The sequence below is a fragment of the Enterobacter sp. 296B2 genome, from assembly GCF_034106185.1.
GTDB lineage: Bacteria > Pseudomonadota > Gammaproteobacteria > Enterobacterales > Enterobacteriaceae > Enterobacter > Enterobacter cloacae_N.
Genome location: NZ_JAWNCA010000005.1, coordinates 169,988 through 185,805, shown reverse-complemented (window position 1 = coordinate 185,805; position 15,818 = coordinate 169,988). Strand labels below are relative to the sequence as shown.

Genomic DNA, 15,818 nt, shown 5'->3' with positions numbered 1-15,818 from the left:
CTCCCGGTTTTTTTATGCCCGCAATTCTTTCAGCGGTTTGGGTTTGCCTATCAGATAGCCCTGCAGATAATCCACGCCGAAGCGAAGCAGCATCTCCCGCTGCGCCGGTGTTTCTACATATTCCGCGACAATGCACAGCGATTTCGTTTTCGCCAGATTACACATCGACTGGACGATCATCGCATCCATATCATCAGTGCAAATATCTTTAACAAAGCAGCCGTCAATTTTAATGATATCTGCCTGCAGACGTCTGAGACGCTCGTAGTTGGCATAACCGGTGCCAAAATCATCAATGGCAATCCGGAAACCATAATCCCGCAGTTGTTGAATATTGCTGATGCTGCAGCCGGAATTTGAGAAGGCCTGCTCTTCAGTGATCTCAATCACCACGGTCTGAGGCGCAACGCCGTAGCGCTCAAACAGCGTACAAATCTCGGTCGCCACCTCCTGTTGCATCAGCGTGAGCGGCATCAGATTGACGGAGAAACGGGCGCCAGCCTGCGTCGCAGGGTGATCGCGCAGCCACTGCAGTAATTTTTCCATAACGCACATATCAAACCGGTGGCTGAGGTTGAACTGGGCAACCAACGGAATAAAGCGATCCGGGGTGATGATCTCCCCTTCACTCTCCATGCGCGTCAGAATTTCATAGTAGCCGCTACCGTCTGCCTTCTGAATCGGCTGCACGTATAAATGGAACCGATCTGTCTCCAGAGCATGCTTAATACGCGCTAACATCAGAACACGCTCCGTTGTTTGTCCCGATGCTGCCTCCAGGCTATTCGTCAGCGCAAGCACGTTGTGCCCTGCGCAAGATTGCTCGGCCAGCCAGCTCAGTTGCCCCAGCGTGTGATGCAAATTTTCACCGTTTTCTACCATTCCCCAGGACGCACCAAACTCAATATCCAGCCCGGTGTTGTTCCAGAAAATCTTACGGCTGTTCAGCCGATCGACCATATGCTGGAGACGCTCTGCAATTTCCGGCCCCAGCAATACCACCACCAGCTCGCTTCCGGGTAACTGGAAGAGCATCTCATTCTTTTGCAGAAGCGGCTGCAGCGACGTGGCGATCGTTCGTTTGCAATGGACCCGCATGAGGATCCCGTAGTGGCGGCTCAAAAATTCCAGGTTCTCCATGCGCAACATGCAAACCTTGGCCTCCGGATGCATCTCAAGATGCTCTTCCAGGGCACGAATATTGGGTAAACCGGTTAGCGGATCGGTGAGCGCCCTGCCCTGCCACCCCCGCTTCAGCCACTCGCTGCGCTGGTAAATCCGCGACATGTAAAGCAAGCAGATGGCAAAAGAGATCAGCACGGACAGAATAAAGGAGAGCGAATGGCCGGTTTCCACCCCGTTCAGGAAGTTATAGTTGTAGGTCAACAGCAGAAGCGCTGAAGCAGCCCACAGCAGTGAGATAAGCGCGTAGGTAAGGCGGCTTATCGCTAAGGTAAAAAGAATAAAAATCAGCGGCATTAAATAGCCCGCAATAACAGGTGATTCAAAAGGCCCACATAAAACGGCGAGGACGAAGCCTAAAAGGATCAGCCAGACAAATATATATAATGAATTCTTGTGGAAAAACACGGGCTTCACGCTTCGCCGCCAGAAGGTTATGGCATAGCGGGGATTAATTATCATTCTTAACGGGTAATAGAACATCATGGTAAAAATCAGCGCCGCGCAAATCAGGCTTTGAATATCCACGACGTTATAAATTACCGTTCCTTCGCCGAAGAAGGTGGAGATAGTTACCGGGAAATCAAAGAAATAGCCAGCTAAATACATCGACAGCTTAATGCCGACGGGAACGATAAAACCGAGCCAGAATATACGTAACCCGACGTGCTTGTTCGGGATGCAGAAGCGCCAGCGCCTGCCCAGCATGAGGCGCAGAAGGCCACACGCCGCGAACAGCGAAAAGGTCTGACAAAACAGTAATACTGAATATTGTAGCGGCACTAAATTAACGTAAAATAAATTAGTGACACTAAAACCTAACAAAATGGGAAGAACGGCCCGGCGACCAAATAACAGTATTACCGCCAGCATTACGCTCAGGGGGAGCCACGCTAAATAAACATCGTGACCATTTACCATTGCGCGGGGAGAGAGGTAACGGGAAAAAGGTACCGCAATCAGACATATTGTCAGGGCAATTATAAATATCTTTACATTATTGTACGTTTTTCTATTCATTAAGATGATGACATTATTATCCGTTCATTTTATTGACCGGATGGATAATAGGTTTATTAATTGCACGAATCAAGTTGAAGTCTATTTATAGACTGGTTTATTGATGTCGATTGAGGTCAGGTACAGGAATACCTTCTTTTTGATAACAAAAAGTGGTGAGGGGTTTTACAAACAGATAAAAAAAACCCTCGTCTTTTGACGAGGGTTTAAAATTTTGGTGGAGCTAAGCGGGATCGAACCGCTGACCTCTTGCATGCCATGCAAGCGCTCTCCCAGCTGAGCTATAGCCCCACATGTGACTTTACTAACCGCACTCTGTTGGGTTCAGAGTTTGGTGGAGCTAAGCGGGATCGAACCGCTGACCTCCTGCATGCCATGCAGGCGCTCTCCCAGCTGAGCTATAGCCCCATCGTAAAGCTGTCATGTTGACGGGCGGCATAATATGAATTCCGCCGCGGAGTGTCAACGGCAAAATCAATTCCAGCTATTCAATCGCCGAAAAATCATGCAAATGAATCACTTTGCGAGCCTGCTCGCAGTCATGAGTTAAGCCTGTCACGTTTTCATGTAAAACGGTGCTATAAAATGAGCCATTAATTAACCCCACGAATATTCAGGAAATTGCATGATCAAGGAACGAATGACGCCGGAAGAGTTAGCCCTCCTCACTGGCTATAGCCGACAGACCATCAATAAATGGGTACGTAAAGAGGGTTGGATAACGTCACCTAAGCCCGGCGTCCAGGGGGGTAAAGCGCGACTGGTGCATGTGAACGAAAAAGTGCGTGACTTTATCCGCAGCGCACGCAGGGCAACGGAAACATCCGCTATGCCTGACGGCATCAGCACTGACGGTTCGCTTCATACCCTACTCCTGACGCTGGCCAATGAAATGACGCCGGAAGAGCAGAAGCAGATGACATCGCTGCTGTTGCGGGAAGGGATTACCGGTTTGTTGCAACGTTTAGGGATTCGCGACCAGAATTAATATGAAAAGACTACGTAGCAAAATGACCACAGAAGAGCTGGCGGAAAATTTGGGAGTTGCCAGACAAACGGTAAATCGCTGGATACGCCAGCAGGGGTGGAAAACCGAAGGGCTCAATGGCGTAAAAGGCGGTCGGGCCCGGCTCATTCACGTTGATGCGCGCGTGAAGGAACATATTATGAGCCTCCCGGCTATCCGTAACCGTCAGGCGGTTTATCATCTGGCTGAAGTGACCTCCTCTTACGGTGAACATACTTCAAATCTGCGTCCGGGCATTATCGAAACGCTGGAGAGTATGACTGAGCTTGAGCAAAAGCGTCTGGATACCTTACTGAAGCGCGAAGGCATACGCGGTTTTCTTGCTCGTCTGGGTATTGCTGAATGAAAAGCAAAAAAAACGGCAGGATACCCTGCCGTTTTTTCTTATAAGACTTTATTACTGCTGATTTTCACGTTCTGCAATAAAATCCAGCGCCTTGTTGATGCGCGCCACGCTGCGTGATTTCCCGATGGCATGGACAGTCACGTCCAGTGCTGGAGACTGGCCCGCACCGGTCACCGCAACGCGTAGCGGCATACCGACTTTGCCCATGCCAACTTCCAGCTCGTCTGCGGTCGCCTGAATGGCATGATGCACATTCTCAGCGGTCCACTCGGTGAGCGCAGCCAGCTTGTCACGCACCACTTCCAGCGGCTGACGAGCTACCGGACGGAGATGCTTCTTCGCGGCGTCCGCGTCGAACTCGTCAAACTCTTCATAGAAGTAGCGGCAGCTTTCGGCAATTTCTTTCAGCGTTTTGCAGCGCTCGCCGAGCAGTTTCACCAGGTCCGCCAGCTCAGGGCCGGTGCGGGTATCAATATTTGCCTGCTCAATGTGCCACTGCAGATACGTCGCCACATATTCCGGCGGCATGGTATTGATGTAGTGGTGGTTCAGCCACAGCAGCTTGTCGGTATTAAATGCGCTCGCTGATTTACTCACAGAGCTCAGGGAGAACAGTTCGATCATCTCTTCACGGCTGAAGATCTCCTGGTCACCGTGGGCCCAGCCCAGGCGCACCAGATAGTTCAGCAGCGCTTCGGGCAGATAACCGTCGTCGCGATACTGCATGACGCTGACCGCACCGTGACGTTTAGACAGTTTTTTACCATCGTCGCCGTTAATCATGGAGACGTGCGCATAGACAGGCACAGGCGCATTCAGCGCTTTCAGGATGTTGATCTGGCGTGGGGTATTGTTGATATGGTCTTCACCACGGACAACGTGGGTAATTTCCATATCCCAGTCATCAACCACTACGCAGAAGTTATAGGTTGGAGAACCGTCGGTGCGGCGAATGATCAGATCGTCCAGCTCCTGGTTGCTGAATTCGATCGGGCCACGGATCTGGTCGTCGAAAATCACCGAGCCATCCTGAGGGTTAGCAAAACGCACCACGCACGGTTCATCAGCAGCATGCTCGCTATGGTCGTGGCGGCAGCGGCCGTCATAACGCGGTTTTTCACCGTTCGCCATCTGCTCTTCGCGCAGCGCATCCAGACGCTCTTTGGAGCAGTAGCATTTATACGCCGTGCCCGCGACCAGCATCTCATCAATAACAGCGTTATAGCGGTCAAAACGTTTAGTCTGGAAATACGGGCCTTCATCCCACTCCAGGTTCAGCCAGTTCATCCCATCCATAATGGCTTCAATTGCTTCCGGCGTGGAGCGCTCAAGATCGGTGTCTTCTATACGCAGCACGAACTCACCTTTGTTGTGGCGTGCAAAAAGCCAGGAGTAGAGAGCAGTACGAGCACCACCAACGTGCAGATAGCCTGTCGGGCTCGGCGCGAAGCGAGTTTTGATTTTCATGAAATGGCCTTACGTTATAAAGATGCCGGCAATCGGCAAATCCCGGGGAAAAAACGATGGGCAATATTCTATCACTGTGGGGGGATTCCTCAATGTCGATCCCTTTATCGTGGCGGAGTTTACTGTTTTTGTTTAGAAATCATGCGCCACCGCCCGTTTTGCGATCGTTTTGTTTAATTTTACGACGAACGAATAAAAACTTTAGAAAATGCGTTGACTCATTTTCAACTCTCCCTATAATGCGACTCCACACAGCGGGGGTGATTAGCTCAGTTGGTAGAGCATCTCCTTTACACGGAGGGGGTCGGCGGTTCGAGCCCGTCATCACCCACCATCTACTTCGGTAGACTCGCAGTGTAGATAAGAATTGAGATTGGGCGATTAGCTCAGTTGGTAGAGCATCTCCTTTACACGGAGGGGGTCGGCGGTTCGAGCCCGTCATCGCCCACCATTCTCACCTTATCGCAGCAGTTCCGAAATGGGCGATTAGCTCAGTTGGTAGAGCATCTCCTTTACACGGAGGGGGTCGGCGGTTCGAGCCCGTCATCGCCCACCATTTCGGGTCGTTAGCTCAGTTGGTAGAGCAGTTGACTTTTAATCAATTGGTCGCAGGTTCGAATCCTGCACGACCCACCAATGTAAAAAAGCGCCCTAAAGGCGCTTTTTTGCTATCTGCGATCTGGATGATTCGAACCTGCAGCAGGTTCGAGCCGAACGCAGTGAGGCACCGGAGCCGTTTACGGCGACGGCCCGAAGGGCGAGCGAAGCGAGTCATCCTGCACGACCCACCAATGTAAAAAAGCGCCCTAAAGGCGCTTTTTTGCTATCTGCACTTTACATCTTCAACGCCGCAATTAACGTTTTCACCGCAGGCGTCGCCTGCTTCTCGTCATACACTACATACAAATCTGCCGGTATACGCTCCCGTAACGGGCGGAATACCACGCCCGGCCACTGCATTTGCGCGTAGCTGTCGGCAGCAAGCGTAATCCCCATTCCCATGCTGATCATCGCCAGTACCGTTTGCGGCTCAACGGCTTCACGCACGATCATCGGCGAAAACCCGGCTTGCTGGCAAACGCGATGTAAAAATGCCCAGTCAGAATGTGCTGAAGGCATCGTGACAAAATACTCATCCTGCAATTCTGTAAGCGCAACGGATGATTCGCTGACCAGGCGGTGATCTTCCGGCATCGCCACCAGAAAAGCCGCTTCACGCAACCGCAGGCTGGTAAAACCCGCGGTAGGTTCCGTTGCCATTCGCCAGATCCCGACATCCAGCTCCCGGCGCTCAAGCAGCGCCATCTGCATTACCGGCGATTTTTCGCGAAAAACGACATCAACGTTCGGATGCTCTTTCAGGAAAGCGCGCATCACCGTGCGCACCTCACTCCACATGGCGGTTCCGACAATCCCCAGCTCGATGCGCCCTGCTTCCCCCCGGCCAATTTGCTCGACGCGAGCCAGAGCCTGGTTTGCGCTGGCGAGCAGCCGGCGTGACTCTTCCATCAGCACTTTACCGGCATGCGTCAACGCGACGCTCCGCGAGTGGCGAATAAACAGTAACGTGCCCAGCTGACTTTCCAGCTCTTTAATGTGCAGGCTTAACGGCGGCTGGGACATGTTGAGACGGGCCGCAGCCCGTCCAAAATGTAGTTCCTCCGCCACGGCCAGAAAATAGCGCAGCAGCTTGAGATCGGTTCGATAGACGCGTTCCATCAAAACATATCCTGGCGATAACACTTATGCGCCTACCTTAAAGCCTTTCAGCGTCCGGAGGGAAAATTTAGTGCGCAACTGTGCGCATCTCGCTGTTTTTACTGGCGTGGCGATAGTTAAAGCTGAAGTAAAAGACCACCGCGAGCACCAGAGCATAGGCCGCAAACACCAGCCAGATCGTCTGCCAGTCCTTCACTCCTTCAACCGAGAAATAATCAACCGCCGCACCACTCAATACCGAACCGAAATACGCCCCGATACCGTTAACGGTCGTCATAAACAACCCTTGCGCGCTGGCGCGGATATCGGCGCTGACCTCCTGTTCAACAAACACCGAGCCGGAAATGTTGAAGAAGTCGAACGCACAGCCATAGACAATCATTGAGAGCATGAGCAGCGCAAAGCCCGTTGCGGACGGGTCACCAAAGGCAAACAGGCCAAACCGCAGCATCCAGGCCACCATGCTCATCAGCATGACGGCTTTAATGCCAAATCGTCCGAGGAAGTACGGAATGGTCAGGATGAAGAACACTTCTGACATTTGCGAAACGGAGAGCAGAATGGACGGATATTTGACGATAAAGCTATCTGCATACGCCGGATTACGCGCAAAATCATGCAGGAAGGGGCTGCCAAACGTGTTGGTTATCTGCAGCACGGCGCCGAGCAGCATGGCAAATAAAAAGAACACCGCCATGCGGGGCTGTTTAAACAGGATAAACGCATTGAGGCCCAGCTTGCTTGCCAGAGACGGAGACGTTTTCGACTTCACAACCGGAATGGCCGGCAGGGTCAGAGAATAGAGTGCCAGCAGCAGAGACGCACCAGCCGCAATATAGAGCTGTACGTTGCTTAACTCCGCGCCCATGAGGCTTATGGCCCACATCGCCGCTATAAAGCCCACGGTGCCATACACCCGCACTCGCGGAAAATGGCTCACCGTATCCAGCCCTGCCTGTTCAAGACAGGAGTAGGAAATGGTGTTCGACAGCGCAATCGTGGGCATGAAGGCCATCGCATTCACCAGCATGACCCAGAACATCAGCCCTGGCTCATTGACCTGCGCGGCATAGCAGAGCGCGACGGCGCAGACGAGGTGGCAAATGACGTATGCGCGGTCTGCCCGCAGCCACTTGTCGGCAATAATCCCCACCAGCGAAGGCATAACGATCGCGGCAAGTCCTTTGGAGCTGTACACCATGCCCACGTCAGAGCCGGTAAAGTGTAAGGTATTAATCATGTAAGCGCCGAGGGTAACCAGCCAGCTCCCCCAGATAAAATATTGCATAAAGGACATCATCTTTAAGCGAGTCGTGATGTTCATAACCCATTCCTTATCGCAGTGTGGCCCTGGCGGGCCACTTTATTGTTTTACTCAGGCAATATGGCGAAGAAAACCGCAGATAAGATTGATAAAGTTCTGGCGGGAGAGCTCGGCGGCAGCAAGGGTTTGCTCATGCGAGAGTTTTACCTCTCCCAGACCTTCGGCGAGATTGGTAATAGCAGAAACGGCCACCACCTTCAGGCCGCAATGGCGTGCGGAAATCACTTCAGGCACCACGGACATCCCCACCACATCGCCGCCGATAATCTGCATCATGCGGATCTCGGCCGCCGTCTCGAAGTTCGGGCCGGGATAAGAGACAAACACTCCTTCGTGCAGCGGGAAGCCTTCTTTCGCTGCCACGGTTTGCAGAACGGCACGGTAATCCGCGTCGTAAGCATTGGCCAGAGAGAAGAAACGATCGCCAAAGCGCTCATCGTTCAGCCCCATCATCGGCGTGCCCGGCATGGTGTTGATATGGTCGCTCAGGGCAACCAGACTTCCTGGCTGAACCTCCGGGCGTAGTGAGCCCGCCGCATTGGTGCTAAACAGTAGCTCGCACCCCAGCAGCTTAAAGGTGCGGATCGCATCGGTCATGACGGTCATTCCTCGGCCTTCATAGAAGTGCCCTCGCCCCTTCATGCAGGCGACAGGCACCCCGGCCAGATGCCCAAGCACCAGCTCGCCGGCATGTCCGTGCACGGTGCTTACCGGGAAGCCAGGCAGCTTTTCGTAGCTCAGGGAAACGGCGTCGTCTATCTGGTCGGCGAGCGCGCCCAGGCCGGAGCCGAGAATAAACGCCACGCGAGGGGTGAAGTTTGGCTTAGCGGTACGAATGATGTCAGCACAGTACCACGGGTTATTCGAGAGGGTCATAGAGGCTCCTTGAGGATTAAGATCGCGATAGAAGGGATCGCATGACTTATGTCTTATATCCGCAGCCTGCAGGTCATCTCCAATACACTTTTATCGCACCATCAATACTGATTGTGTATTAATGCAACCCCCTGCCAGATATGGCAGTTTTGCTCAAGCTAATCCCGTCGGTGCCGATACCTCTGTTTTATAGCGCGAGGAAAAAGTATGACGACCATTCAGGCTTCAACCCAACCCATTCAAACCAGCAGCGGCGGGAGCGGCGCTTCCGGCAGTAACGATATCGCGGCGCAAATCAGCCGCATTACCGACAAGATCAAAAAGCTGACACAGCAGTTAAAAGAGCTGGCAAACAGCCCCGGCAGTACGGATGAGAAGAAGAAGCAGCAGGAACTGATTCAGACCCAGATCAAAGTGCTGCAGGCGCAGCTCGCAGCGCTGCAGCGCCAGCAGGCCGAAGAAGCTCAGAAGAAGCAGGATCAAAAGCTGGGCAAAGTGGAAGGGGTGAACAGCCCGTCAGACAATCATCAGATTGATATCTACATCTAATCGTCTGTTGCATTAAACAGTGGGTCGCGTATGCGGGCTTCGGTTAATCGTTGTGCCTGGATACGCACCACTTCCCAGATAGCCTGCGCCGCCCCCGAGAGTGAACGATTTTTTCGCCGCACCAGCATCAGCTTTCGCTCGACAACCGGCGTTAATCGCTTGACGGCCAGGCGGCTTCCCTGCGGCAGGGGAAGCGCCAGGGCGGGCAACACGCTGATGCCAATCCCGGCTTCCACCATCGGAAACAGCGTCGCCGGGTGACCAATCTCCTGTACGATCGTTGCCTTAACGCCCTGATTCACCAGCGCGGAATCAATCAGCGGGCGGCTGCCCGAGGCATAATCCTGTAAAACCAGGTTCGCGCCCGTCAGGGACTGCCAGCTGACCTCCGGCAACGTTGCCAGCGGGTCGTCGTCACGGCAGAGCAGCAAAAAGGGCTCAGAAAGTACGCTTTCGCACGCCAGATCGCTCACCTGACCGGGATCGATAACAATACCAAAATCCACATCTCCCTGACGGATGCTCTCCAGCACCCACTGCTGCGGCCGGTCATGCAGGACAAAATCAATGTCCGGATAGCGGTGGCTTCCCTCGGCAATACACTGCGGGATAAGATGCGCGGATATCGTCTGGCTGGCCGCAACCCGCACGGTGCCCGACAGCTGCTGCCCCAGCCTCCCCACGTCTCTGAGCGTGCTGTTCAGCTCATCCAGCAGCCGTTCAAGGCGCAGGGCCAGCTGCTGCCCTGCTTCGGTTAACACCACTTCGCGCGTGGTGCGGTCAAGCAACCTAACGCCGGTCTGATTTTCCAGCTCTTTCACGCTGTGGCTGACCGCCGACTGGCTCAGGCCAATCATCTCCCCTGCCCGACTGAAGCTACGGGCGTGGGCGACGGTAACGAAAATGCGAAGCTGACGCAGGGAATAATTCATCTTTTTAATTCATGAATGGATGCAATAAATCAATTTTATTTCTCAAATGGAAAAAAGCACAATAGCGACATCTGTTTTCAGGAGTCATTATGAAACTATTTCGTATTCTTGATCCGTTTACGCTCACCCTGGTGGCCACCGTTTTACTGGCCTCGTTCTTCCCCGCTCGCGGCGGTTTTGTGCCGTTTTTTGAGGGACTAACGACGGCCGCTATCGCGCTGCTGTTCTTTATGCACGGCGCAAAACTCTCCCGCGAAGCAATTATCGCCGGCGGTAGCCACTGGCGACTGCACCTCTGGGTGATGTGCAGCACGTTCATTTTGTTCCCGCTCCTTGGGGTGCTGTTTGCATGGTGGGCGCCGGTTAACGTCGACCCGGCGCTCTACACCGGTTTCCTGTATCTCTGTATTCTCCCGGCTACCGTGCAGTCCGCCATTGCCTTTACCTCTCTTGCCGGAGGGAACGTTGCGGCCGCGGTCTGCTCGGCATCCGCCTCCAGCCTGTTAGGGATTTTCGTCTCCCCGCTGCTGGTGGGCCTGCTGATGAACATGCACGGCGCGGAAGGTAATCTTGAGCAGGTCGGCAAAATCTGCCTGCAGCTGCTGCTGCCGTTTGTCCTCGGGCATCTCTCGCGTCCGTGGACCGGCGCGTTTGTGGCGAAGCACAAGAAATGGATCTCCAAAACCGACCAGTCGTCGATTCTGCTGGTGGTCTATTCCGCCTTCAGTGAAGCGGTCGTGAACGGGATCTGGCATAAGGTAGGCGCCGGCTCGCTGCTGTTTATCGTGGTGGTCAGCCTCGTTCTGCTGGCAATTGTCATCGCGGTAAACGTTTTTGTGGCACGCAGGTGCGGCTTCAGCAAAGCCGATGAGATCACCATTGTCTTCTGCGGCTCCAAAAAGAGCCTGGCAAACGGTATCCCGATGGCGAACATTCTGTTCCCCACCTCGGTGATCGGGATGATGGTGCTGCCGCTGATGATTTTCCACCAGATCCAGCTGATGGTCTGTGCGGTGCTGGCGCGTCGCTACAAGCGCCAGACGGAAAAACTGGCGCAGGAAGAGACCCGCGCCGCGAAGGCTTAAGGACGTTTCAGGGGCTGCACCAACTGGGTCAGCCCCTCGGTTTTAATCAGTAGCGTGATAGCCATCAGCTCGCCCAGTCGCCCTGCAGGAAATTCATCCTTGCGGGCAAACCACAGCAGATACTCCTCCGGCAAATCAATCAGCCTGCGGCCCTTGTATTTACCGAACGGCATCTCCGTATTGGCAATCTCAACGAGCTGCTCTTTCTCCACGTTACTCTCCTAACAGACGCATCATTTCCGCTTCGTCGATCACCGCAATGCCGAGCTCCTGGGCTTTCGCCAGCTTCGAACCCGCCGCTTCACCGGCGATCACCAGGTCGGTTTTCTTCGACACACTGCCCGCCACTTTGGCCCCCAGCGCCACCAGACGCGCTTTCGCATCATCGCGAGAAAGCTGACTCAGGCTACCGGTTAGCACCACGGTTTTACCGGCAAATGGACTATCAATTTCTTCGGCGTTGACCACCACTGGCGCGGGCCATTTAATGCCTTCTTCCAGCAACTGGCCGATGACCTCGCGGTTGCTCTCTTCAGCAAAGAAGTTAAAGACGTGCGTGGCGACGACGATGCCAACGTCCGGCACTTTCTGCAGCTCGTCGATGCTTGCCTTTTCCAGCGCCTCCAGCGTACCAAAGTACGCGGCTAAACCTGCCGCCGTCGCTTCGCCAACTTCACGAATGCCCAGCGCGTAAAGGAAACGGGCGAAGGTCGTCTCTTTCGCCGCTTCCAGCGCGTTAACCACGTTCTGGGCTGACTTCGGCCCCATGCGATCCAGGCCGGTCAGTTTACCCGCCGTCAGCCTGAAGAGGTCCGCTGGCGTATGGACATACTCTTTCTCAACCAGCTGATCGATAATCTTGTCGCCCATGCCGTCGACGTCCATCGCCCGACGGGAGACGAAGTGCTTCAGGGACTCTTTACGCTGCGCGCCACAGATCAGGCCGCCCGTACAGCGGGCCACCGCTTCGCCTTCCACACGCTCAACGTCAGAGCCGCATACCGGGCAGTGGGTCGGGAAGACGACCTCGCGCGTATCGTCAGGACGTTCTGACTCTACGACGTTGACCACCTGCGGGATAACATCCCCCGCGCGGCGAATCACCACTTTGTCACCAATGCGCAGGCCCAGGCGTTCGATTTCATCGGCGTTATGCAGCGTAGCATTACTCACCAGCACGCCCGCGACCTGCACCGGCTCCAGTCGTGCGACTGGAGTAATCGCGCCCGTACGGCCCACCTGGAACTCTACGTCGCGAACGAAGGTCATCTGCTCCTGGGCAGGGAATTTAAACGCCACCGCCCAGCGCGGCGCGCGCGCCACAAAGCCCAACTGCTCCTGCAGCGCCAGCGAATTCACCTTGATGACAACGCCATCAATATCAAAACCGAGCGTCGGGCGGTCCTCTTCCACTTTGTGGTAGAACGCCAGTACCGCTTCCGGCGAATCGCAGAGCTGAACGCGGTTGCTCACCGGCAGGCCCCAGGCTTTAAACTGCAGCAGACGCCCGAGGTGCGTATCCGGCAGCTCACCTCCCTCCAGAATACCCACACCGTAGCAGAAGAAAGTAAGCGGTCGCTTCGCGGTGATGCGTGGGTCAAGCTGGCGCAGAGAGCCTGCCGCCGCGTTACGCGGGTTAGCAAACACTTTCCCGCCGGTGCGACGCGCTTCTTCATTGATTTTTTCGAAGCCCGCCTGAGGCAGGAATACTTCCCCACGCACTTCCAGACGCGCAGGAATGTTGTCACCCTGTAATTTCAGCGGGATCGCGCGGATGGTACGCACGTTGGTGGTGATGTCTTCACCCGTCGTACCGTCGCCACGCGTGGCGGCGCGCACCAGCACGCCGTTTTCATAGAGAAGGCTGACCGCCAGGCCGTCAAGCTTCAGCTCGCAGCACCAGGTGAGGGAATCGCTGCTTTTCAGGCGATCCTGCACGCGCTTGTTAAACGCGAGGAAGCTCTCTTCATCGAAGACGTTATCCAGTGACAGCATTGGCACTTCATGACGCACCTGGCTGAAAGCCCCCAGCGGCTCAGCACCGACGCGCTGTGTGGGAGAATCCGGCGTAATCAGCTCCGGATGCTGCGCCTCAAGCTCGCGCAGCTCGCGCATCAGCCGGTCGTACTCCACATCCGGTACTTCCGGAGCGTCCATAACATGATAGAGATATTCATGATGGCGAAGCGTGGTTCGCAGTTCAGTGAGTTGTTGTTCGATTGAGTCCATATCGCACCATCAATGAGAAAAAACCCCCGACAGGCGGGGGTTGAGGAGGAGTTGACGTAAACGCGACGATTACGCGTTGGCTTCCTTAACTTCGCGGATGCGGTCCTGATACTCGCGCAGCTTCTGCGGGGTCATCATTCGACGCTGATCGTCGAGCACCACACCACCCACTTCATCAGCAATATGCTGAGCGGACTGCAGCATCAGCTTAAAGTTTTGCAGCTCGTCGCCGTAGGACGGCACCTGCATAAAGATAGTGACGCCCGGGGTCACGAAATCACCGGTCATTTCCGGATCGAAGGTGCCAGGGTTAACCATGTTAGCCAGGCTGAACAGCGCCGGGCCGCTTCCGTCTGGGCTCAGGTGGCGATGGAAAATGTTCATATCGCCAAACTTGAAGCCTGCCTGTTGAATACTGTTAAGCAGAACGTCACCGTTGAGATGGCTGCCGTGATGCGCGGCCACGTTCATGATGATCACCGCTTCTTTGCGCTGTGGCTTTTCGACAACCGGTTCTGGCTCGACGACCGGCTCTGGCTCAACGTGCGGAGCCGGAGCGGGCTGCGGCGCAGGCTGCACATGAACAGGCTGCTGCGGCTGTTGTACCGGCTGAGCGGGCTGCTGCTGGACGGGCTGCTGCACCGGCTGGTTTTGAACCGGCTGTGGCGCAGCGGGCTGCTGTTGCACAGGCGCTTGCGGCGCCTGACGCACAGGTTCTTCCACCGGCTGCGGCGCTGGCTGACGCGGCTGGGCAGAGGCATACGGCGGTTGATACTGGTGCTGCGGAGCGCGGGGGGCTTCATGCTCCCCATGAGCCGCGCCGGGCGCAGTATTGACCCGATGAACACGAACTTCACCCACGCCGTCGTCGTCGCTGCCGTCGATGTCATCTTCAGTGTCATCGTCGTCACGACTGGACTTCATGCGCTTCAGTGGGCGATCGCGAAACATCGAGGAACGCTCTTTACGGCTGGTCCAGAAACCATGTACCAGTAAAGCGATTATGGCGATCGCGCCAACAATGATTAATATCAGACGCAAATCCTGCATCATTATATTCTCTGTTGTTCTAACACCTTGCCACCACGGCAAACATTTACTCACTAAGAGTATTTGCCGTTTACGTCAAGTGCAAGTGTGTGCAGAGCATTCACAGCATAAAGATGAAGTAAATCGTGCTTTTTGCTGGTTTTTCGAACATTTCCGAACTGGTCATTGGTCCGCAAGTGGATAATATAGGCGGGCAATTCCACTGGTTGTGAAAAAAGGAGTACAGCCTAGTTATGGTTTCAACATCGTCTTCTCCCCCGCGCAGCGGCGTCTGGTATTTTTCACAGGGCTGGATACTGGTTTCACTGCCGGGTATCCGACGCTTCGTCATTCTGCCGCTGCTGATCAACATTATTCTGATGGGCGGCGCGTTCTGGTGGCTGTTAACAAAGCTCGAAAGCTGGATCCCGTCGCTGATGAGCTACGTACCGGACTGGCTGCAGTGGCTGAACTATCTGCTCTGGCCGGTGGCGGTCATCTCCGTACTGCTGGTGTTCGGCTATTTCTTCTCAACAATTGCGAACTGGATAGCCGCGCCGTTTAACGGCCTGCTGGCGGAACAGCTGGAGGCGCGGCTTACCGGCGCGACGCCGCCGGACACGGGCGTACTGGGGATCGTGAAAGATATCCCGCGCATTATGAAGCGCGAGTGGCAGAAATTTGCCTGGTACCTCCCCCGCGCGGTTGTGCTGCTTGCCCTCTACTTTGTTCCCGGCATTGGCCAGACGGTTGCGCCGGTGCTGTGGTTCCTGTTCAGCGCCTGGATGCTCGCCATCCAGTACTGCGACTATCCGTTTGATAACCACAAGGTGCCGTTTAAAGCGATGCGCACTACCCTGCGCACCCGGAAGGTCGCCAATATGCAGTTCGGCGCGCTGACCAGCCTGTTCACCATGATTCCCTTCCTTAACCTGTTCATCATGCCGGTTGCGGTTTGCGGCGCGACGGCGATGTGGGTGGACTGCTACCGTGCTAAGCACGCGTTATGGAAATAATGCAAAAATGTGTAAAG

At 54.8% G+C, this 15,818-nt stretch carries 14 protein-coding genes, 6 tRNA genes and 1 other RNA gene; 10 read left to right on the top strand and 11 right to left on the bottom strand.

Features of this window, described 5'->3' with window-relative positions; genetic code table 11:
* Positions 1–12: 12 nt before the first annotated feature.
* The 3 genes from URZ40_RS06045 to URZ40_RS06035 all read right to left on the bottom strand — a co-directional run bounded on the left by URZ40_RS06045 (position 13) and on the right by URZ40_RS06035 (position 2,610).
* On the bottom strand, positions 13–2,202 hold the full coding sequence (locus tag URZ40_RS06045; protein ID WP_320720028.1) for an EAL domain-containing protein: 2,190 nt from the start codon (positions 2,200–2,202) through the stop codon (positions 13–15).
* A gap of 215 nt (positions 2,203–2,417) precedes the next feature.
* Positions 2,418–2,493: transfer RNA gene (locus URZ40_RS06040), tRNA-Ala, on the bottom strand.
* Between the two features lie 41 nt (positions 2,494–2,534).
* A tRNA-Ala gene (locus URZ40_RS06035) sits at positions 2,535–2,610 on the bottom strand.
* A 217-nt stretch (positions 2,611–2,827) separates the two neighbouring features.
* Here URZ40_RS06035 and URZ40_RS06030 point away from each other — a divergent pair.
* Together URZ40_RS06030 and URZ40_RS06025 are read left to right on the top strand one after the other, a co-directional pair.
* Complete coding sequence (locus URZ40_RS06030) at positions 2,828–3,190, top strand: YfeC-like transcriptional regulator (protein ID WP_028013988.1); 363 nt, start codon at positions 2,828–2,830, stop codon at positions 3,188–3,190.
* Position 3,191: 1 nt separating this feature from the next.
* Entirely contained in the window at positions 3,192–3,575 is a 384-nt protein-coding gene (locus URZ40_RS06025) for a YfeC-like transcriptional regulator (RefSeq protein ID WP_233002531.1), read from the top strand.
* Between the two features lie 51 nt (positions 3,576–3,626).
* Here URZ40_RS06025 and gltX read toward each other — a convergent pair whose 3' ends face one another.
* Positions 3,627–5,042, bottom strand: coding sequence for a glutamate--tRNA ligase (gltX, locus tag URZ40_RS06020; RefSeq protein ID WP_116338437.1), 1,416 nt, complete (start codon positions 5,040–5,042; stop codon positions 3,627–3,629).
* A gap of 258 nt (positions 5,043–5,300) precedes the next feature.
* On the opposite strand from gltX, the gene URZ40_RS06015 reads away from it, so the two are divergent.
* From URZ40_RS06015 to URZ40_RS05995, 5 genes are all read left to right on the top strand, one after another.
* Positions 5,301–5,376: transfer RNA gene (locus tag URZ40_RS06015), tRNA-Val, on the top strand.
* A 41-nt stretch (positions 5,377–5,417) separates the two neighbouring features.
* A tRNA-Val gene (locus URZ40_RS06010) sits at positions 5,418–5,493 on the top strand.
* Positions 5,494–5,522: 29 nt separating this feature from the next.
* Positions 5,523–5,598, top strand: a tRNA-Val gene (locus tag URZ40_RS06005).
* 4 nt (positions 5,599–5,602) lie between these two features.
* A tRNA-Lys gene (locus URZ40_RS06000) sits at positions 5,603–5,678 on the top strand.
* Between the two features lie 26 nt (positions 5,679–5,704).
* Positions 5,705–5,833: non-coding RNA, RtT sRNA (locus URZ40_RS05995), on the top strand.
* 43 nt (positions 5,834–5,876) lie between these two features.
* Here URZ40_RS05995 and URZ40_RS05990 read toward each other — a convergent pair.
* From URZ40_RS05990 to xapA, 3 genes are all read right to left on the bottom strand, one after another.
* Positions 5,877–6,761 carry a LysR family transcriptional regulator gene (locus URZ40_RS05990; protein ID WP_116343114.1) on the bottom strand — a complete coding sequence of 295 codons (885 nt, stop codon included), beginning with the start codon at positions 6,759–6,761 and terminating at the stop codon, positions 5,877–5,879.
* Between the two features lie 67 nt (positions 6,762–6,828).
* Complete coding sequence (locus URZ40_RS05985) at positions 6,829–8,085, bottom strand: nucleoside permease (protein WP_166711913.1); 1,257 nt, start codon at positions 8,083–8,085, stop codon at positions 6,829–6,831.
* A gap of 51 nt (positions 8,086–8,136) precedes the next feature.
* Positions 8,137–8,961, bottom strand: coding sequence for a xanthosine phosphorylase (gene xapA, locus URZ40_RS05980; protein WP_320720026.1), 825 nt, complete (start codon positions 8,959–8,961; stop codon positions 8,137–8,139).
* 207 nt (positions 8,962–9,168) lie between these two features.
* On the opposite strand from xapA, the gene URZ40_RS05975 reads away from it, so the two are divergent.
* The gene (locus URZ40_RS05975; RefSeq protein WP_163330543.1) at positions 9,169–9,510 is read left to right on the top strand and encodes a FlxA-like family protein; all 342 of its coding nucleotides are present in this window, start codon (positions 9,169–9,171) and stop codon (positions 9,508–9,510) included.
* On the opposite strand, the gene URZ40_RS05970 is transcribed toward URZ40_RS05975, so the two are convergent.
* Complete coding sequence (locus URZ40_RS05970) at positions 9,507–10,442, bottom strand: LysR family transcriptional regulator (RefSeq protein WP_320720025.1); 936 nt, start codon at positions 10,440–10,442, stop codon at positions 9,507–9,509. The two genes, URZ40_RS05975 and URZ40_RS05970, sit on opposite strands and share 4 nt — an antisense overlap.
* Before the next feature lie 89 nt (positions 10,443–10,531).
* Between URZ40_RS05970 and URZ40_RS05965 the strand changes: the two genes are divergently transcribed.
* Positions 10,532–11,527, top strand: coding sequence for a bile acid:sodium symporter family protein (locus tag URZ40_RS05965; RefSeq protein ID WP_320720024.1), 996 nt, complete (start codon positions 10,532–10,534; stop codon positions 11,525–11,527).
* Here URZ40_RS05965 and URZ40_RS05960 read toward each other — a convergent pair.
* From URZ40_RS05960 to zipA, 3 genes are all read right to left on the bottom strand, one after another.
* On the bottom strand, positions 11,524–11,739 hold the full coding sequence (locus URZ40_RS05960) for a DUF3820 family protein (RefSeq protein ID WP_003861328.1): 216 nt from the start codon (positions 11,737–11,739) through the stop codon (positions 11,524–11,526). The genes URZ40_RS05965 and URZ40_RS05960 overlap by 4 nt on opposite strands.
* 1 nt (position 11,740) lies before the next feature.
* Positions 11,741–13,756, bottom strand: coding sequence for an NAD-dependent DNA ligase LigA (gene ligA, locus URZ40_RS05955; RefSeq protein WP_320720022.1), 2,016 nt, complete (start codon positions 13,754–13,756; stop codon positions 11,741–11,743).
* Between the two features lie 69 nt (positions 13,757–13,825).
* Positions 13,826–14,809 (bottom strand): cell division protein ZipA, encoded by a 984-nt coding sequence (zipA, locus tag URZ40_RS05950; protein ID WP_316380593.1) that lies wholly within the window; start codon positions 14,807–14,809, stop codon positions 13,826–13,828.
* A gap of 230 nt (positions 14,810–15,039) precedes the next feature.
* Between zipA and cysZ the strand changes: the two genes are divergently transcribed.
* Positions 15,040–15,801, top strand: coding sequence for a sulfate transporter CysZ (gene cysZ / locus URZ40_RS05945; protein ID WP_320720020.1), 762 nt, complete (start codon positions 15,040–15,042; stop codon positions 15,799–15,801).
* The last annotated feature ends 17 nt before the right edge of the window (positions 15,802–15,818 follow it).